The organism is Denitromonas iodatirespirans, assembly GCF_018524365.1.
Lineage (GTDB): Bacteria > Pseudomonadota > Gammaproteobacteria > Burkholderiales > Rhodocyclaceae > Nitrogeniibacter > Nitrogeniibacter iodatirespirans.
Window position 1 is genome coordinate 141275 of the sequence record NZ_JAEKFT010000010.1, and the last position, 17070, is coordinate 158344.

The following is a 17070-nucleotide window of genomic DNA, read 5'->3' on the forward strand; positions in this document are numbered from 1 at the left end:
GCCCCGGATTCACCGAACTCCAAGGAGATCGTCATGGCACAAGTCATCAACACCAACGTCTATTCGCTGAATGCCCAGCGCAACCTGAACCGCAGCCAGGAAGGCCTCGCCACCTCGCTGCAGCGTCTGTCCTCGGGCCTTCGCATCAACAGCGCCCGCGACGACGCCGCCGGTCTGGCCGTCGCACAGCGCATGGAAGCGGATGCCCGCGGCCTGACGGTCGCCATGCGCAACGCCTCCGACGGCATTTCCTTCGCCCAGACCGCCGACGGCGCGCTCGCCACCTCGGCCGACATGCTGCAGCGGATGCGCGAACTGGCGGTCCAGTCGCTCAACGGCACCATCTCCGACACCGAACGCGGCTACCTCAACGCCGAATTCACCCAGCTCGATACCGAACTGGGCCGTCTGCAAGGCGCCGCCAAGCTCAACAACCAGTCGGTGTTCGGCGCCTTCACCTTCCAGATCGGTGCTGCCGCAGCCGACAGCATGGCCGCCACCTTCACCAGCGTGGCCTCGATCGGCGGTGCCATCAGCACCAGCGCCACGGCAGCCAACGCCATCACCTCGATCGACAACGCGCTCAATAGCCTGGCCAGCAACCGCGCCACCATCGGCGGCGTGATGGGCCGGATGCAATTCACCATCCAGCAACTGGAGACGGCCCGCGAGAACCAATACGCCGCGCGCAGCCGGATCATGGACGCCGATTTCGCGATGGAAACCGCCAGCCTGACTCGGGCACAGATCTTGCAGCAGTCGGGTACCGCGATGGTGGCGCAGGCGAACAGCGTGCCGCAGAACGTGTTGTCGCTGCTACGTGGCTAATCCAACTAACTTGGGATCGTCCGGCTGACTGAAAGCCGGACGCCACTAGGAGGCTGTCATGGCACAAGTCATCAACACCAACGTCTACTCGCTGAACGCTCAGCGCAATCTCAACCGTAGCCAGGAAGGTCTGGCCACATCGCTTCAACGGCTCTCGTCCGGCCTGCGCGTCAATAGCGCACGTGACGACGCAGCCGGTCTGGCGGTGGCACAACGGATGGAAGCAGACGCACGTGGTTTGACCGTCGCCATGCGCAATGCCTCGGACGGCATCTCCTTTTCCCAAACCGCCGATGGCGCCCTGGGCACATCGGCGGACATCCTGCAGCGCATGCGCGAATTGGCCGTGCAATCGCTCAACGGCACCATTTCCGACACCGAGCGCGGGTATCTGAATGCGGAATTTTCGCAGCTCGACACCGAACTGGGCCGCCTGCAAGGCGCCGCCAAGCTCAACAACCAATCGGTGTTCGGCACTTTCACCTTCCAGATCGGTGCCGGGGCATCCGACAGCATGTCGGCCACCTTCACCAGCGTCGCCTCGATCGGCGGGACGGTCAGCACCAGCGCAGCTGCCGCACTGGCCATCGCCTCGATCGACAACGCGCTCAACTCCGTGGCCAGCAACCGCGCCACCATCGGCGGTGTGATGGGCCGGATGCAATTCACCATCCAGCAACTCGAAACCGCGCGCGAGAACCAGTACGCCGCGCGCAGCCGCATCATGGACGCAGACTTCGCCGCCGAAACCGCGGCGCTCACCCGCGCCCAGATCCTTCAACAGTCCGGCACTGCCATGGTGGCTCAGGCCAACAGCGTGCCGCAAAGCGTCCTGTCCTTGTTGCAGGGCTAACCCGTGTTTGGCGCCGGCCGACCGGCAAAGGCTGCCGGTCGGTTCTGCCGGTCGCGGCAACCGATGCCGACGGCCCCGGCGAGTAGGAGATCACCATGAGCATCCCGTCCGTCACTTCCAGCGCTGTCCAGTTTGTGTCTCCGCAAGCCACGTCGGCGGGGCGGAGCGGGCCGGCCGCCGGCACCGAGGCCTCCGCACCGCCCCAGGCGGTCAAGGCGGCCGAAACGGAAGCCGCCGCCCGGGAGGCCAACGCAAAGGCGGCAGCCGAACTCGATCCGGCTAAACTGCAAGAAGCGGTCGAGAAGGCCCAGGCGTCGCTGCAGGCCATAGCCCGCGACATCACGTTCAGCCTGAACGAAAAATCGGGCACGGTGGTGATCAAAGTCATCGAACGCGAGTCCAAGGAAGTGATCCGGCAGATTCCGTCGGAAGAATTCCTGAAGATCGCGGAAATGCTCAACGACAACATCGCGGACATTCGCGCGGGGTTGCTCGTGGCGCAGAAGGCGTAACGAGGAGGCTACATCATGGCCACCGGCAGCATCTCATCGTTGGGTATCGGCTCCGGGCTCGATTCCAACAACATCGTCACCCGGCTGATGGCGCTCGAGCGCCAGCCGCTGACAGCCCTCAACCAGAAGGAATCGTCGTTCTCGGCGAAGATCTCTGCGCTGGGCACGATCAAGAGCCGGCTGTCCGACCTGCAGACCGCCGCCACCACGCTCGGCGATCCGAACAAGCTGGCCGCGTTCAAGGCCACCGTGGGCGACGGCGACATCATCTCCGCCAGCGCCGGCACCTTCGCCAAGAACGGCAGCTATGCGATCGAAGTGGTCCAGCTGGCCAAGGCGCAGAAGTCGTTCTCGTCGATCCAGACCGCCGGCACCAGCTATGGCGCTGGCACGCTCAGCTTCAGCATCAACGGCAGCACCCAGGACGTGGTGCTCGCCAGCGGCGGCAACAGCCTGCAGGACGTGGCCAACGCGATCAACGACGCCGGCATCGACGTGCAGGCGACGGTCGTCACCGGTGACGCCGGCAGCCGGCTGGTGCTGACCGCCAAGAACACCGGCACCGACAACGCGTTCAGCCTGTCGGTGAGCGGCGGCGATGCCAATCTGACCGGCCTGGCCACCTTCGACGGCGCGCATCCCAATGCGAGCGCGGCACTCGACTCGATCATCACGGTCGAGGGCGAAACCGTCACCTCGCAGAGCAATACGGTTACCAGCGCCATCGCCAACGTCACCATCAACGCTACCGCCGTCGGCACCAGCACGCTCGACGTCGCCCGCGACACCAGCGGCATCGAAACGGCGGTCAAGGCCTTCGTGGATGCCTACAACAGCTTGCGCAGCGACATCACCGCCAAGACGGCCTACAACTCCGAGACCCGGGTGGGAGAGCCGCTCAACGGCGACGCCACCATTCGCACCCTGCTCGGCCGCATGCGCGACACCCTCAGCAACGTGCCCGCCGGCGCAGCCGGCAGCGACTACCAGTATCTCTACACCCTGGGCGTGTCCTTTACCCAGGACGGCACGCTGACCTTCGACAGCACCAAGCTCAACAACGCCGTCACCACCGATTTCGATGGCGTGGTGAGCGTTCTGAACGCCTACGGCACCGCGGTCAACGACATGGCGAAGGCCTTCACCCAGGCCGACGGACTGATCGACAGCCGGGTCAGCGGTATCGAAACCTCCATCTCGACCATCGATTCGCAGCGCGAGCGCATGGAGCGGCAGTTCGATCTGACCGAAGCCCGGCTCCGAGCACAGTTCACCGCACTCGACACCCTGGTGGCCAGCCTCAACACCACCAGCACCTTTCTCTCGCAACAACTCGAAAGCCTGAGCAACCTGTAAGCACCCATCGGCAAGACAGGAAAACCGCCACATGTTCACACACACGTCCAACCCCGCTGCCGCCTACCGCTCCGCGGGCATCGAAGCCCAGGCCCTGGGCACCTCGCCGCACGGCCTGATCGTGATGCTGTTCGACGGCGCGCTGTTGTCCATCAACCTGGCCAAGGCGCACATGCACGAAGGCAAGACCAGCGCCAAAGCCGAGTCGATCAACAAAGCCATCGACATCATCGGCAGCGGCCTGCGCGCCGCGCTGAACATCAAGGAAGGCGGGGAGTTGGCACGCAATCTCGACGAGCTCTACGAATACGTCGTGATGCTGCTGCTCAAGGCCAATCTCAACAACGACGCGGCCCTGCTCGAAGAGGCCTACCGTCTGCTGGCCGACGTGGGCAGCGCCTGGAACGAACTGGGGCAGAAGCAGCTCGCCGCCCGCCCCTGAGGAGAGAACGCATCATGTCCAAGGCCCCCATCACCGATTTCACCCGTCTGGCCACTACGCTGGAAGCGCTCTCGACGGCTGCCGAGAAAGGCGACTGGGAACAGATGGCCACCTTGCAGGCCGAGCAGGAACAGCTGCTCGCCCGCATCCGCCAGCGCCCCGACATCGGCGCCGATCGCAGCAACGCCGCCGCGCTGGCTGGCCTCATCCAGCGTGCGCTGGCCGGGATTCGCGCCGCACAACCGCACATCGACACCCTGCGACAGCATGCCACGCGGGAAATGGCCGACAGCATCGGCCAGCGCAAGGTGTCGCAGAGCTACCGCTAAGGCGTTCGGCGCAGGCCCGCCGCCGCGCGGGCGACACGCCGAACGGACAGACCATGATTCCAGGTGACCTCGCAGCCCGCCTCAGACTGCTGACCGAGGCCAGCTTCTTCGCTGACGAGCCCCCGCTCGAACCGCTGCAGTCGATCCGGCCGGTCCCCTCCCAGCTGCCGGAATACCGCGCGGGCGACCGCTTCAGCGCACTGATCCAGAAAGCGCTGCCCGACGGCACCTTCGAAGCCCTGGTCGATGGTCGAACGATCAAGCTGGCCCTGCCGCAGCAGGCGCAGATCGGCGAGCGCCTGGAACTGGTGGTCGCCCGCAACACGCCGCGCGCCGTGCTGGCCAACCCGGCACCGGCCGCGCCCACCGACACCGCCTCCCGCCCCGCCCTCAGTGCCACCGGCCGGTTGATCAGCTTCCTGCTCACCGGCCAGCCCGCCCCCGAAACCCCCACCCTCGCCCGCGGCCAGCCGCTGCAACCGGCCAGCACCGGCCCGCTCAACCCGGCGGCCCTGGCCGCCGCACTGCGCCAGGGCATCGGCGACAGCGGGCTGTTCTACGAATCCCATCTGGCCAAATGGTCTGCCGGCCAGTTGCCGACCGAGGCCTTGCGCCGAGAGCCGCAAGGCCGCATGCCCGTGGCCCCGGCGCCGGGCGGCAGCACCGCGACGCCCAACGCCCCCGGAGCCTCGGCCCCGCAGGCGGCTGCAGCGGCCGAGGCCGCCGCGCGAAGCGCCGCGACACCCTCGGCAACGCCCGCCGCACGGACCGACCTCGTGCCCGACCGCCTGCTGCCGGTCATGCACCAGCAGCTCGACGCGCTCGCCACGCACCACTACGCCTGGGTCGGCCAGGCCTGGCCGGGGCAGACGATGGAGCTGGAGATCGAAGACCCCGGTCGCGATGGCGAGGAGGCCGGCGCCGACGAGGTGCCATGGAAAACCACGCTGCGCCTGAGCCTGCCGACCCTCGGCGGCGTCGAGGCACGGCTCGCGCTGGACAGCAGCGGCGTGCGGATCCGGCTGTCGGCCGACGACCCGGCCACCGCCGCCGAACTCGAACGCCGGCGCACCGATCTGGCCGAGGCGCTGGCCCAGGCCAACCTGACCCTCAAGGAAGTGCAAGTGAGCCCGCATCATGAGCGTTCCTCCTGACCTCCTCGACGACGGCCCGCGGGCCGAAGCGGTGGCGCTGGCCTACTCGGCGGGCGACGCCGCGCCGCGGGTGGTCGCCAAGGGCCGCGGCCTGATCGCCCGCCAGATCATCGAGCAGGCAAAGAAAGCCGGCGTCTACGTCCACGAATCGCCCGAAATGCTCGCCTTGCTGATGCAGGTGGACCTCGACGAGCGCATCCCGCCGCAGCTTTACGTGGCGGTTGCCGAACTGCTCGCCTGGCTCTATCGCATGGAGCAGGACGAGAACGCAAAAAGCTGATCCGGCGCGTACTGCGTCGGGTGCCTGCCGTGCTATAACAACGCTTCGCTCCGCTTCCCCTGTGTCTTTGATCGCATGACTCAAACCGACAACGCCGCGCTCAAGTTCGAACTCCTGCAGTCCGACGACTTTGGCCGCTACCTGCTGCGCGACCGCAACGAAATCCTCCAGGTCCTGCGCCAGCTGATCGCCAAACGATCGATGGTCACCGCCTACCTGTCCGGCGGGCGCGACTTCATCCTGACCACGGTGCTGGCGATCGACGACGACACCCTGATCTTCGACCCGACCCCGGACGAGCTGCGCAACCGCCAGGCCGAAGCGGCCGAGGAGATGATCTGCATCACCCAGATCGACAACGTCAAGGTGCAGTTCCCGATCCCGGGCTTCGTGCCGACGAGCTTCGACGGCGCCCCCGCCTACAAGGTCCCCCTGCCCGATCGCCTGCTGCGTCTGCAGCGGCGCGAGTACTACCGCCTGATCGCGCCCGTCTCGCACTCGCTGATCTGCCAGATTCCGGTCCCGGCCGAAGGCGGTGCGCCCAACACCTACGAAGCCCGGGTGCTGGACATCTCGGGCGGTGGCGTCGCCGTGGTGGTGCCGCCCGAGGGGGTCGAATTCACCCCCGAGACCGAATTCACCCATTGCCAGATCCAGCTGCCCGAGATCGGCACCGTGCAGGCCAGCCTGCGGGTGCGCAACCTGTTTCGCGTCACCAATCGCAACGGCATCTCGATGCTGCGCGCCGGCTGCGAGTTCGTCGACCTGCCCGAGCGGGTGGCCTCGGTCATCCATCGCTACATCCTCAAGGTCGAGCGCGACCGCAACTCCCGCGAACGGGGTCTGTAGGCACAGGCTTCGGCAACAAAAATGGCCACCCGCGGGTGGCCATTTTTTCGTCCGGCGCCGCCTCAGCGCCTGAGCGCTTTTCGGGCGTGGCCGAGCGGCGCTCCAAAGACGGCCTGATCCAGGCGCAAAGCGCAGCCATAGCTCGGGCTATGGCGAGCATTTGCAACGACGAGCAGGTCGCCTTTGGGGGGACGAGCGGGCATGAACGAAAGACGCTCAGGCGCTCAGGTGCGGAAACGGTCGATCAGCTGCTTCAACTCGCTGGCCGTGCGCTCCAGCGACGCCGTGGCCTCCGCGTTGCGCTCGGTGGCCGCGTTGCTGCGGCCGGCCATGGCAGTGATCGCCTCCATGTTCTTGGCAATCGCGTCGGCCCCGGCGCTGAGCTCCTTCATCGACAAGGCCACGTCGCTGACCCGTTGCATGGTGCCGCTGGCGCTGCCCTGGATCGAGCGCAGCGAGGCGGCCGCCTGCGCCGACAACTCACTGCCTTTTTGCACTTTCGGCGTGATCGCCTCGATGCTGGCCACGGCGGTGTTGGTCTCGTTCTGCACCGCCTGGATGACTTCCGAAATCTTCGCCGTCGCCGACCCGGTGCGCTCGGCCAGGCCACGCACCTCATCGGCCACCACGGCAAAGCCGCGGCCCTGTTCGCCGGCCCGCGCCGCCTCGATGGCCGCGTTGAGCGCCAGCAGGTTGGTCTGGTCGGCAATCTCGCGGATCACCTGGGCAATCGTGCCGATCTCGCTCGACCGCGCCTTGAGCACCTGGATCTGCGCCGCCGCCTGCACCACCGTCTCCGACACGTTGGCAATACTCTCCGAGGCCACCGACGAATGCTGCTCGCCTTCGCTGGCCTCGTTGCAGGTGCGCTCGGAGTTGCGCTGCGACTCCTCGGTATTGGCCGCCACATGGGCCACGCTGACGGCGATCTCCTCGACCGCCGCCGCGGTCGACTCCGCCGCCTCGGCCTGCCCGCTGGCCGCTTCGCGCACCGTGGCCGACGCCTGCGCCACGGCCTGCGCCGACACCGCGATCTGGTCGGCCTGACGACGCACCGCCTGGATCATGGCTTTCAGATCTTCCTGCATCTTGTGGATGGCGAACACCACGCTGCGCTCGTCACCGCGCGGCACCTTCACTTCGCCGCTCAAATCCCCGGCGGCGATGCGCTGGGCCACACCCGCGAGCACCTCCGGCTCACCGCCGAGCGCCCGCAGGATGCTGCGGCCGATCAGCGTACTCACCGCCAGCGTGAGAATGAAACCGAGGGCGACGAGCACCAGCGACTCGGTCGCATGCGACCAGAACATGGTCTTCAGATCGCTCACATACACACCGGTGCCGATCACCCAGTTCCACGGGGCAAAGCCCTTGACGAAGGAAATCTTCGGCTGCGGCGCCTCCTCGCCCGGCTTGGGCCACAGGTAGTCGACGAAGCCTTTGCCGTCCTTCTTCACGGCGGCGATCATGTCCTTGAAGATGAGCTTGCCGTTGGGATCCTTCAGCGCGGACTGGTCCTTGCCGTTGAGCGCCGGCTTGATCGGGTGCATGATCATCGTCTGGCTCATGTCGTTGATCCAGAAGTAATCCCCGTCGCCGTAGCGTATGGCGCCGACCGCCGCAGCCGCCTGCGCCTTGGCTTCGTCCATGCTCATCTGCCCCTTCTCGGCCAGCGCATGGAAATGCGCCACGGTGCTGTGGGCCGATTCGGTGAGCCGCTCGATGCTGCTGCGCCGCTCCACCGTGAGCAAGGTATCCAGCGAACGCAAGGCGCCGGCCGCGACCACCGCCAGCGACAACAAAGCGACCAATGCCAGCACGAACAGACGCACCGACAGTTTCATCCGATTGAACATAGGCATGACGCTCCCTGCTTCTATGATTGTGTAATGAGCGAGGTATCGGCCTCCGCCAGCCTTTCTTGAGCGCACACCGCCCCGGAATACGCATGAACAAACCCTTTTCAGCCGCTTGCGAGCGCAATCGCGAACCGATCCTCTCCGTGCTCGCCACCCATTTCGCCGACTGCAGCCATGTGCTGGAGATCGGCAGCGGCACCGGCCAGCATGCCGTGCACTTTGCCGCCGCCCTGCCCCACTTGGTCTGGCAATGCTCCGACCGGCCCGAGCATCTGCCCGGCATCCGGATGTGGCTCGACGACGCGGCCCTACCCAACACGCCGCCGCCGCTGGCGCTCGACGTCAATACGCCGTGGCCGCCCATCGAGGTCGATGCGGTGTTCTCGGCCAACACCTTGCACATCATGGCGTGGGCCGAGGTCGAGCGGCTGTTCGCCAAGCTGCCGGCAGTGCTCAAGCCCGGCGCCCGTCTGGTCATCTATGGCCCCTTCCGCATCGGCGGCCAGCACACCAGCCCGAGCAATGCCGCCTTCGACGCCAGCCTGCGCGCCCAGGCCGAGCACATGGGCATCCGCGATCTGGACGCCGTCAAGGCGCTGGCCACCGACGCCGGGCTGCTCCATCTGGCCGACATCCCCCTGCCGGCCAACAATCGCTGCCAACTGTGGCAGGCGCTCTGAGCGCCCCCTGAACTACCGCGGCAGGCTCGAGGCAACCGGAGACGACCCGGCGCGCCCTTGAGCGCAAAGCTTGGTCCACGTCAAGGCGCGGGGCCGTCGGGCCGACTAGGCTCGGGTCATCTGTTGACCACAACTACAAGACAGAACCATGACCCCAACGACCGCAATCGCGGCGGACGAGCCCCATGTGGCACCGCCGGGCGACCTCGCCATCTGGTTTTTCATCCTCGCGGAGCTTCTCGCCTTCGCGGTGTTCTTCGCGGCCTACGCCTTTGCGCGCGCCAAGAACCCCGGCCTGTTCGACGAGATGCAGCTCACGCTCAATCGCGACGCCGGCGCCGTCAACACCTTGCTGCTGATCACCGCCAGCTGGTGCGTCGCGCGTGGCGTGCATGCGGTGGTCGAACATGGCGACAACGCCCTGGCCAGCCGCTGGCTGCTCGGCGGCATCGCCGGTGGCGCCGGTTTCCTGGTGGTCAAGCTGTTCGAATATGCGCATGTGTTCGGCGCCGGCATCACGCTGTCGACCAACACCTTCTACATGTTCTACATCTCGCTCACCTTCTTCCACTTCATGCACGTGATCCTCGGCATGGTGATCCTTACTGTGCTATGGGCGCAGACCCGCAAGGGGCTGTACACCCCCACCAGCGCCAACGGCCTGGAAAGCGGCGCGGCCTACTGGCATATGGTCGATCTGGTGTGGATCGTCCTGTTCCCGCTGGTCTATGTGATGCGCTGAGGAGCCGACATGAATCCGATCATTCCTGCCCGCAAGCTCGATCTCGCCTACGCCGTGCTGGTCGTCGCCACCGTCGCCACCTGGCTCATCGGCGAATGGTGGGAGGGGCACGACGTGCTGCTGGTCGTCATGGCCGGCATGCTCACGCTGACCTTCATCAAGTGCCGCCTGGTGATCCTCGATTTCATGGCTTTGCGTCCCGTCAAATTCTTCTGGCGGGGCATCGTGATAGGGTGGGTCGTGCTCGTCCTGGGGCTCATCAGCCTTGCCTACCTGATCAGCCTGCCCTGACCTGAACCCACAGAGAATCGACCCATGGATACGCGCGTAACTACCGAACTGCCCTTTTACGAAGCCGCCGGCAACGAAGTGGCGCTTTTCGAGCATGCCTGGAAGAACCACCTGCCGCTGCTCATCAAGGGCCCCACCGGTGTGGGCAAGACCCGCTTCGTCGCCCACATGGCCGCCCGCCTCGGCCTGCCGCTGTATACCGTGGCCTGCCATGACGACCTCACCGCCGCCGACCTGGTCGGCCGCCACCTGATCGGCGATGGCCAGACGGTATGGTGCGACGGCCCGCTGACCCGCGCGGTGCGCGAGGGCGGCATCTGCTACCTGGACGAAGTGGTCGAGGCACGCAAGGACACCACCGTGGTGCTGCACCCGCTGGCCGACGACCGCCGCGTGCTGCCCATCGACCGCACCGGCGAAGTGCTCGAAGCGCCGCCGGGCTTCATGCTGGTGATCAGCTACAACCCCGGCTACCAGAACTTCCTCAAGGGCCTCAAACCCTCGACCCGCCAGCGCTTCGTCAGCCTGCGCTTCGATTTTCCCAGCGCCGAGCGCGAACAGAGCGTGCTGGTCGGCGAAGCCGGTTGCGATCCGATGCTCGCCACCCGGCTGGTCAACATCGGCCGCAGCCTGCGTGCGCTCAAGGATGTGGACCTCGAAGAAGTCGTCTCCACCCGCCTGCTGGTGTATGCCGCCACACTGATCCGCGACGGTCTCGACCCAGTAGAGGCCTGCCGCGCGGCGATTGTCGAGAGCCTGACCGACGACATCGAAACCGCCGAGGCGCTGATGGAAGTGGTCAACGCCACCTTCGGCCGCTGAGCGCGTCACCGCGCGGCGGCGGCTATGCTGGAAGCGTCACCACCGACACGCGAGGCTTGCCATGGCACCCACTCCTGACGCCGTCTCCGAAGAAGGCCAGGCGCTGGCCGTGGCGGCCGAGGCCTTGTACCTCATCAACCTGATGGTCGTCCCCGGCCTCGCCTTCCTCGGCATCGTCTGGCTGTGGCTGACCAAGCGCAAGGCCGCCACCGCACTCGCACGCTGCCATCTCGACCAGGTGTTCTTCGCCAGCCTGTGGGCCGGCGTTCTGCTGGTGGTCGCCAACGCCGCCATCATTCTGCTGGGCGGCTACGATTCGCCCAACACCTGGGTAGTCGTCATTCTCTACTTCACCACCTGCCACACCACGCTGATCTGCTTCGGCGCCATCGGCCTGGCCCGCGCGTTGGCCGGCAAAGGCTATCGATTCCCGCTGATCGGCCGCCCCTGTGATGTCTAAGGTCGGCAACCCCCACGCTCAGGATGCCTTCGAAGCATCGGCGCTGCGCCACCAACTAGGCGCCTCCCGCCGCATCATCCCCATCGTCCCGGCCGGCAGCGCCGCGCCGGACGGCGGCCGCCAGCGCGCGCGCCTGTGGGCGCAGATCGGCTTCTTCGTGCTGTTCGTGCTGGCGCCGGTGTTCGATCTGCTGCGCTACGACCTGGTCGCCGGCCATGCCTGGTTTCTCGGCATGGAATGGCGTGTCGGGCTGGCCGAGTACAGCGCCGGCCAGATCGGCCTGGGCCAGCTGTGGCTCAACATCGGCCTCAAGATCTTCCTGCCGATTCTCGGCGCCGGCGCGCTGCTGATCGGCGTGGCCTGGAAATGGGGCCGGCTCTATTGCGGCTGGCTGTGCCCGCATTTTTCGGTGGTCGAGACCATCAACCAGCTCATGCGCCGCGCCACCGCCAAGCCCAGCATCTGGGAGAAGCGCACATTGCCCACCCGCGAGCCCGATGGCCGCACCTGGCGTGCCGACCCGCGCTGGTGGTTCGTCACCGTACCGCTGGCGATCGGTTTCGCCTTCGTCTGGGCGGTGGTGCTGCTCACCTATCTGCTGCCGCCTTTCGAGGTGTATGGCAACCTCATCGCCGGCACGCCCACGCGCAACCAGTTCATCTTCATCGCCGCCGGCACCGTGGTGCTGTCGGCCGAATTTCTCTTCGCCCGCCACCTGTTCTGCCGCTTCGCCTGCGCCGTCGGCCTGTTTCAGAGCCTGGCCTGGATGGGCAACCGCGACGCGATGGTCGTCGGCTTCGAACGCAAACGCGGGGCCGACTGCAACAGCTGCTATTCGGCCTGCGACCATGTCTGCCCGATGCGCCTCAAGCCGCGCAACATCAAACGCATGATGTTCACCTGCACCCAATGCGCCCAGTGCGTGAGCGCCTGCGAGACCACGCAGCAAGACAACCCCAACGGCCCGCTGCTGTCGTGGGTCAGCGGCGAGGCCGCGCGTCAGAACGAAGCCGGCCTGCGCGCCGGCGGTAAAACACGAGACTGATCCCCATGGAAGAATACGTCGGCGACCTCTGGCACAAGTTCATCACCCGCAGCGCGCGGCGCGACTACCCGGACGCCATCGTGCATCTGGAAGACATCGAGAAAACCGCCGGCGTGCTGTTCCGCGCCCTCGGTGGCGATCCCGGCCTGCGCGTGGCCGCCGCCGCCGAGGTCGAACACGGCGCCCGGCGCCGCTGGCTGGCGCGCATCGCCCATGTCGAAGACCGCGTGGCGCAAGCCACCCGCGACGCCGAGACCCTCAATCTGCCGCCCAGCCTGTCGCTGTTCCCCGAGCGCGCCGCCAACCGCGACCTGTATCTGTGGCTGATCGCCCAGGCCGCCGCCACCGGGCGGGCCACCGGCGACTGGCTGGTCGCCAACCAGCAGGCCACGCTGTTCACGCTGCAGCGCTATCCGGGCTTCGAGTCGCGCTACCGCCGCCTGGTCGAGGCCTGCCTGGCGCTACGCATTGCGCCCGAAAAGCTGCCCAAGGACGAAGCCGCGGTCGAGCTCGCCATCCGCCAGGCGCTCAAGGAGCCGGGCAGCGTCGGCCCGCTGCCGACCAGCCGCCGCCCGCCCCAACCGGTGCCGATGTGGCTCTACCCCTCGCCGGCCCAGATCGACCGCCGCACCCGGCCGGACGACGCGCAGGCCGATGCGCAAGACCCCGACGACGCGCACGGCAAGACCGTCGACGCCAACAAGAAGCGCCAGCAGGCCACGCGCGAAGACATGCCCGACGGCCGCGACGGCTTCATCCTGCCCTTCCGCGCCGAGAGCCTGGTGTCATGGGCCGAGTATGTGAAGGTCAATCGCGGGCTGGACGAAGACCCGGAAGAAGATGCCGCCAAGGCCGCGCCCGACATGGACAAACTCGCCATCGCCCGCGACGGCAAGACCATCGCCTCGCGCGTGCGCTTCGACCTCGACCTGCCCTCCGCCGCCGCCGACGACATCCCGCTGCAAAGCGGCATCCTGCTGCCCGAGTGGGACTGGAAAAAACGCATTCTCAAGAAGGACCAGTGCCGGCTCGACCTGCTCGACGCGCGCGACGCGCCGCCCATCGAGGTGCCCGAGCGGCTGCGCAAGCCGGTGCGCAAGGTGCGCCAGCAACTCGAAGCGCTGGCGCCCTCGCGCCGCTGGTTCAAGAACCAGCCCGACGGCTCCGAACTGGACGTGGACGCCTGCGTGCGCGCCTGGTCCGACCGCCGCGCCGGCCATGCCGAGAACGACTTCGGCAACTACCTCAAGCTCGAACGCCACGAGCGCGACATGGCCTGCCTGGTGCTGGCCGACCTGTCGCTGTCGACCGATGCCTGGGTCAGCGACCACGAGCGCGTCATCGACGTGATCCGCGACAGCCTCATGCTGTTCTCCGAAGCGCTCGGCGCCACCGGCGACCGCTTCGCGCTCTACGGTTTCTCCAGCCTGCGACGCGAGAACATCCGCTTCCACCAGATCAAGACCTTCGAGGAAAAACACGGCGCACCGACCCGCGGGCGCATCGCCGCGCTCAAGCCCGGCTACTACACCCGCATGGGCGCAGCCATCCGCTACGCCAGCCGGATTCTCGAAAAACAGCCCAACGCGCTGCGCCTGATGCTGATCCTCTCGGACGGCAAACCCAACGACCTGGACCAGTACGACAGCCGCTACGGCATCGAAGACACCCGCATGAGCCTCATCGAAGCGCGCAACGCCGGCCTCAGACCCTTCTGCGTCACCATCGACAAGGAAGGCGAAGGCTACCTGCCCCACCTCTTCGGCCCCGCCGGCTTCACCGTGATCCGCAAACCCGAGGAACTGCCCGCCCGGCTGCCGATGCTGTATGCACAGCTGACAGCGATGTAAGGATGTCGGGATGTCGGGATGTAGGGGCGTAGCCCAATGGGCTAGCCGGCCGGGTCGGCCGCGCCGCATGAGTCCACGACCACGCGATTGCGTCCGCCGCGCTTGGCCTCATACAACGCGGCATCTGCACGCTGAATCATGTCTTCCACATCCGCGCTGCCGGCGTTCAGCTGGGCGATACCAAAGCTGGCGGTAATCTTGAGCCGGCTGGTGGTTCTCAGGTTTGCGTCGGCCATCTCCTCGATCGACTGACGCAAACGCTCCGCCACCGAGCGAGCCCCCGCGACATTCAACCCGGGAAGGACGATGCAGAACTCCTCGCCACCATATCGACACAGAATATCGCCATCGCGGATGCCACGTTGCAGGGCGGCGGCAACCGCCACGAGCACCTGATCGCCCACGGCGTGACCATAGGTGTCGTTAAAACTCTTGAAGTGATCGATGTCCGTCATGACGCAACTGACCGCGGTGCCGTTCCGCGCCGCATTCGTCATCACTTGGGACACCTTGTCGTAGAACGCCCGGCGATTGAAGCACCCGGTGAGCGGATCACGCGTTGCCAGATGCGCGAGTTCACGGTTCTGTTGTTGGATCTTCTGGCTCGATTCGTCCAGCGCCTGCAGCGCCGACAGCAACGCCTCGTTGGCCCGATGCAGCTGCGAGACATCCGACAAGGACACGATGCATCCGCGAAAATGGCCATCGCCGTCCAGAATCGGTGACGCATTGAGGCGAAGCTTGGTCGGCGCAAGCCCCTCGGCCCCTTGAAGTTCGATGAGTTCCTCTTCAACGGCCTCACGATTCCGGGCCACCACATTCCATGCCCACAGACCGCGGTCCTTGCCCAGATTGCCGGTCAGCCATTCCAGCTGCGACGCGTAACGGCCCAGCACGGATTTTCCCGCATCCGCATGCAGCCGGGCGAATGCGCTGTTGGTCAGCACCACCCGAAGGTCGCTATCGAGCAACATCACCGCCTCGGTCAAGGTATCGAAGGCGGCACTCACGCGTTGGGGAATGGCGTTGCCCGGATCGAGATACTGCAGCGCACGGCGCAGATAGAGATAGACCAGGAATAGTGCGGAAACACCCACCAACACCATGGCGTGCACGCGCGAGTCCTCGAGCCACCCCTGCACGGTGTGCGGCGATATGGGCGCGAAGCTCATTTCCACGTCGCCCCAATGCTGCCCGTCGGCATGCAAAGGGACACGCACATTGGTGATCGTCGATGGCGCATCCTCCGGCAGCGACCACAGCGTGTCGTGATCACCGACCCGTGCAAGCAGCGAACCGTCGCGACGACGCAGCGCAACCGACGTCAGTTCGGCATCTCGTTCGAGCACGCCATGCAACACGTGCGTCAGCCCGCGCATATCGTCGGTACGCAGCATGGCCGTGATCTGGATCGCCAGCGACTCGGCGATCCGGGTCCGCACACGGACCTCGGTGCTGTAGCGATCCGGCGTCAATCCGACGAGCAGATCCAAACCCATCAGCAAGCACAAGATCAGCGTCACCACCCCCAGCGCCAGCCGGAAGATGGGCCCCGGAAGCCAGCGGCGCCAGTTCATGCGCGCCCATCCTCGACAACGACATCGCGACGCGGGCCGCTGTCGGGGGCATCATCCTCCTCCAGCGCCATGGCGGCCGGATCCTTGACCTGACGCAAAATGGGCAAGGGGTCGATGCTTCTCCATGCCGGCAACGAAGCGACCAGCGTCGCCACCAGCGCGCCGACACGCGTCACCCACCACACCACGCCGACCGTGATCACGGTCCCCGACACCCCCACGATCGCCACCGTCAGTCGCGCCGAATCGCCTGCCGCTTCGATCTGCCGTTGAAGCTCCGGCGACAAGACCACCGCCTGATCCGGCGACGAATCGCCATCCGCCCCCGTGGCCAGCGTGTTGACGTCGATGTCGAGCATGCGCACATCGAACACAGGCATTTGCGCCGACACGAGATTCACCGCCGCCACCTCGACCCGGACCGGGCTCGGTGCCTTGACGACAGCCGCGATACGCTCCGTAGGCGGCACGGACGCAAGCGCCTCGCCCACCGGCGTACTCGCCTCCGTCGCCCGCGCGCCCACGTCCTCTTGCGGCACGTCCGTTTCCGCAGCCTCAGCAGACGGATCAGCCGGCGTGGGGTCGGGCGTCGCATCTTCGACGGGCGGTGCTGGCGGCACCCATGCCGGCGGCAACTCGGGCGGCACCGACACATTCAAGGTAACCGACAAGGTCTGCGCATCTGTGCCCCCCCTGCCGTCGCTCACACCGACGATGACTTCATAGACGCTGTCGCCATTGGCGTCGGCGGGCGGCAGCCCCCCCGGAAGCGTCGCAAACCGAAGCTCGCCGGACGCAGCATCGAGCGTAAAGGAAGAAGCGTCGTTTCCACCCAGGATCTGGAAGCTCAGCACATCCGCCGGATCGGCATCCGTCGCCGTCACGGTCGTCACCGTCACCGTCGGATCGATACGGCCAAGCACGGCGGCCGCACCACCGCCGTCAGAGGTAATCACGGGCACGCTATTCGTGTGGCTCACCGTGAGGGTGAAGTTCTGGGTCGCCGTGAGGCTGCCGTCGCTCACCTGCAGCGAGACGGCGTGGTTGCCCACTTCGGCGTTGGTCGGCGTGCCGGACAGCGTGGCGGTGCCGTCGCCGTTGTCGGTGAGCGTGAGCCAGGCCGGCAGCGTCGGGGCGGTGA

The 17070-nt window shown here is 66.5% G+C and carries 19 protein-coding genes; 16 read left to right on the forward strand and 3 right to left on the reverse strand.

Annotation, left to right across the window (positions count from 1 at the left end; translation table 11 throughout):
* Positions 1–33 precede the first annotated feature (33 nt).
* The 9 genes from I8J34_RS11130 to I8J34_RS11170 all read left to right on the forward strand — a co-directional run bounded on the left by I8J34_RS11130 (position 34) and on the right by I8J34_RS11170 (position 6603).
* The gene (locus tag I8J34_RS11130) at positions 34–828 is read left to right on the forward strand and encodes a flagellin N-terminal helical domain-containing protein (RefSeq protein WP_214361475.1); all 795 of its coding nucleotides are present in this window, start codon (positions 34–36) and stop codon (positions 826–828) included.
* 58 nt (positions 829–886) lie between these two features.
* Positions 887–1681 carry a flagellin N-terminal helical domain-containing protein gene (locus tag I8J34_RS11135; RefSeq protein ID WP_214361476.1) on the forward strand — a complete coding sequence of 265 codons (795 nt, stop codon included), beginning with the start codon at positions 887–889 and terminating at the stop codon, positions 1679–1681.
* Between the two features lie 95 nt (positions 1682–1776).
* On the forward strand, positions 1777–2193 hold the full coding sequence (locus I8J34_RS11140) for a flagellar protein FlaG (RefSeq protein WP_214361477.1): 417 nt from the start codon (positions 1777–1779) through the stop codon (positions 2191–2193).
* Between the two features lie 15 nt (positions 2194–2208).
* Positions 2209–3549 (forward strand): flagellar filament capping protein FliD, encoded by a 1341-nt coding sequence (gene fliD, locus I8J34_RS11145; protein ID WP_214361478.1) that lies wholly within the window; start codon positions 2209–2211, stop codon positions 3547–3549.
* A 31-nt stretch (positions 3550–3580) separates the two neighbouring features.
* Positions 3581–3991: a flagellar export chaperone FliS gene (fliS, locus tag I8J34_RS11150; protein WP_214361479.1), complete on the forward strand. Its 411-nt coding sequence runs from the start codon at positions 3581–3583 to the stop codon at positions 3989–3991.
* Between the two features lie 14 nt (positions 3992–4005).
* Complete coding sequence (locus I8J34_RS11155) at positions 4006–4320, forward strand: flagellar protein FliT (RefSeq protein ID WP_214361480.1); 315 nt, start codon at positions 4006–4008, stop codon at positions 4318–4320.
* Positions 4321–4373: 53 nt separating this feature from the next.
* Positions 4374–5474, forward strand: a complete 1101-nt coding sequence (fliK, locus tag I8J34_RS11160) for a flagellar hook-length control protein FliK (protein ID WP_214361481.1) — start codon at positions 4374–4376, stop codon at positions 5472–5474.
* Positions 5458–5754, forward strand: a complete 297-nt coding sequence (locus tag I8J34_RS11165; protein ID WP_214361482.1) for an EscU/YscU/HrcU family type III secretion system export apparatus switch protein — start codon at positions 5458–5460, stop codon at positions 5752–5754. Before fliK ends, I8J34_RS11165 begins: the two co-directional genes overlap by 17 nt.
* A 75-nt stretch (positions 5755–5829) precedes the next feature.
* On the forward strand, positions 5830–6603 hold the full coding sequence (locus I8J34_RS11170; RefSeq protein WP_214361483.1) for a flagellar brake protein: 774 nt from the start codon (positions 5830–5832) through the stop codon (positions 6601–6603).
* Between the two features lie 224 nt (positions 6604–6827).
* Here the strand turns inward: I8J34_RS11170 and I8J34_RS11175 are convergent, their stop codons facing one another.
* Positions 6828–8465, reverse strand: a complete 1638-nt coding sequence (locus I8J34_RS11175; RefSeq protein WP_230411796.1) for a methyl-accepting chemotaxis protein — start codon at positions 8463–8465, stop codon at positions 6828–6830.
* A gap of 86 nt (positions 8466–8551) precedes the next feature.
* Between I8J34_RS11175 and I8J34_RS11180 the strand changes: the two genes are divergently transcribed.
* The 7 genes from I8J34_RS11180 to I8J34_RS11210 all read left to right on the forward strand — a co-directional run bounded on the left by I8J34_RS11180 (position 8552) and on the right by I8J34_RS11210 (position 14352).
* Entirely contained in the window at positions 8552–9142 is a 591-nt protein-coding gene (locus I8J34_RS11180; RefSeq protein WP_214361484.1) for a DUF938 domain-containing protein, read from the forward strand.
* A 148-nt stretch (positions 9143–9290) separates the two neighbouring features.
* Positions 9291–9884, forward strand: a complete 594-nt coding sequence (locus I8J34_RS11185) for a cytochrome c oxidase subunit 3 (RefSeq protein ID WP_214361485.1) — start codon at positions 9291–9293, stop codon at positions 9882–9884.
* A 9-nt stretch (positions 9885–9893) separates the two neighbouring features.
* Positions 9894–10175 (forward strand): cytochrome C oxidase subunit IV family protein, encoded by a 282-nt coding sequence (locus tag I8J34_RS11190; protein WP_214361486.1) that lies wholly within the window; start codon positions 9894–9896, stop codon positions 10173–10175.
* A gap of 24 nt (positions 10176–10199) precedes the next feature.
* A complete protein-coding gene (locus tag I8J34_RS11195; RefSeq protein ID WP_214361487.1) occupies positions 10200–10997 on the forward strand; it encodes a CbbQ/NirQ/NorQ/GpvN family protein in 798 nt (265 codons plus the stop codon).
* A 61-nt stretch (positions 10998–11058) separates the two neighbouring features.
* A complete protein-coding gene (locus I8J34_RS11200) occupies positions 11059–11457 on the forward strand; it encodes a magnetosome magnetite crystal formation protein family (protein WP_214361488.1) in 399 nt (132 codons plus the stop codon).
* Entirely contained in the window at positions 11450–12502 is a 1053-nt protein-coding gene (locus I8J34_RS11205) for a 4Fe-4S binding protein (RefSeq protein ID WP_214361489.1), read from the forward strand. Before I8J34_RS11200 ends, I8J34_RS11205 begins: the two co-directional genes overlap by 8 nt.
* Positions 12503–12507: 5 nt before the next feature.
* Positions 12508–14352 (forward strand): nitric oxide reductase activation protein NorD, encoded by a 1845-nt coding sequence (locus I8J34_RS11210; protein WP_214361490.1) that lies wholly within the window; start codon positions 12508–12510, stop codon positions 14350–14352.
* Between the two features lie 41 nt (positions 14353–14393).
* Here the strand turns inward: I8J34_RS11210 and I8J34_RS11215 are convergent, their stop codons facing one another.
* The gene (locus tag I8J34_RS11215) at positions 14394–15929 is read right to left on the reverse strand and encodes a sensor domain-containing diguanylate cyclase (protein ID WP_214361491.1); all 1536 of its coding nucleotides are present in this window, start codon (positions 15927–15929) and stop codon (positions 14394–14396) included.
* Positions 15926–17070 (reverse strand): putative Ig domain-containing protein (locus tag I8J34_RS11220; RefSeq protein WP_214361492.1); only part of this gene is annotated, 1145 nt, incomplete at its 5' end. The genes I8J34_RS11220 and I8J34_RS11215, both read right to left, overlap by 4 nt.

What these genes read in the sequence shown, in the direction of transcription:
- I8J34_RS11130 (WP_214361475.1), top strand. Translation starts at nt 34, where the DNA reads ATGGCACAAGTCATCAACACCAACGTCTATTCGCTGAATGCCCAGCGC.
- I8J34_RS11135 (WP_214361476.1), top strand. Translation starts at nt 887, where the DNA reads ATGGCACAAGTCATCAACACCAACGTCTACTCGCTGAACGCTCAGCGC.
- I8J34_RS11140 (WP_214361477.1), top strand. Translation starts at nt 1,777, where the DNA reads ATGAGCATCCCGTCCGTCACTTCCAGCGCTGTCCAGTTTGTGTCTCCG.
- fliD (WP_214361478.1), top strand. Translation starts at nt 2,209, where the DNA reads ATGGCCACCGGCAGCATCTCATCGTTGGGTATCGGCTCCGGGCTCGAT.
- fliS (WP_214361479.1), top strand. Translation starts at nt 3,581, where the DNA reads ATGTTCACACACACGTCCAACCCCGCTGCCGCCTACCGCTCCGCGGGC.
- I8J34_RS11155 (WP_214361480.1), top strand. Translation starts at nt 4,006, where the DNA reads ATGTCCAAGGCCCCCATCACCGATTTCACCCGTCTGGCCACTACGCTG.
- fliK (WP_214361481.1), top strand. Translation starts at nt 4,374, where the DNA reads ATGATTCCAGGTGACCTCGCAGCCCGCCTCAGACTGCTGACCGAGGCC.
- I8J34_RS11165 (WP_214361482.1), top strand. Translation starts at nt 5,458, where the DNA reads ATGAGCGTTCCTCCTGACCTCCTCGACGACGGCCCGCGGGCCGAAGCG.
- I8J34_RS11170 (WP_214361483.1), top strand. Translation starts at nt 5,830, where the DNA reads ATGACTCAAACCGACAACGCCGCGCTCAAGTTCGAACTCCTGCAGTCC.
- I8J34_RS11175 (WP_230411796.1), bottom strand. Translation starts at nt 8,465, where the DNA reads ATGCCTATGTTCAATCGGATGAAACTGTCGGTGCGTCTGTTCGTGCTG.
- I8J34_RS11180 (WP_214361484.1), top strand. Translation starts at nt 8,552, where the DNA reads ATGAACAAACCCTTTTCAGCCGCTTGCGAGCGCAATCGCGAACCGATC.
- I8J34_RS11185 (WP_214361485.1), top strand. Translation starts at nt 9,291, where the DNA reads ATGACCCCAACGACCGCAATCGCGGCGGACGAGCCCCATGTGGCACCG.
- I8J34_RS11190 (WP_214361486.1), top strand. Translation starts at nt 9,894, where the DNA reads ATGAATCCGATCATTCCTGCCCGCAAGCTCGATCTCGCCTACGCCGTG.
- I8J34_RS11195 (WP_214361487.1), top strand. Translation starts at nt 10,200, where the DNA reads ATGGATACGCGCGTAACTACCGAACTGCCCTTTTACGAAGCCGCCGGC.
- I8J34_RS11200 (WP_214361488.1), top strand. Translation starts at nt 11,059, where the DNA reads ATGGCACCCACTCCTGACGCCGTCTCCGAAGAAGGCCAGGCGCTGGCC.
- I8J34_RS11205 (WP_214361489.1), top strand. Translation starts at nt 11,450, where the DNA reads ATGTCTAAGGTCGGCAACCCCCACGCTCAGGATGCCTTCGAAGCATCG.
- I8J34_RS11210 (WP_214361490.1), top strand. Translation starts at nt 12,508, where the DNA reads ATGGAAGAATACGTCGGCGACCTCTGGCACAAGTTCATCACCCGCAGC.
- I8J34_RS11215 (WP_214361491.1), bottom strand. Translation starts at nt 15,929, where the DNA reads ATGAACTGGCGCCGCTGGCTTCCGGGGCCCATCTTCCGGCTGGCGCTG.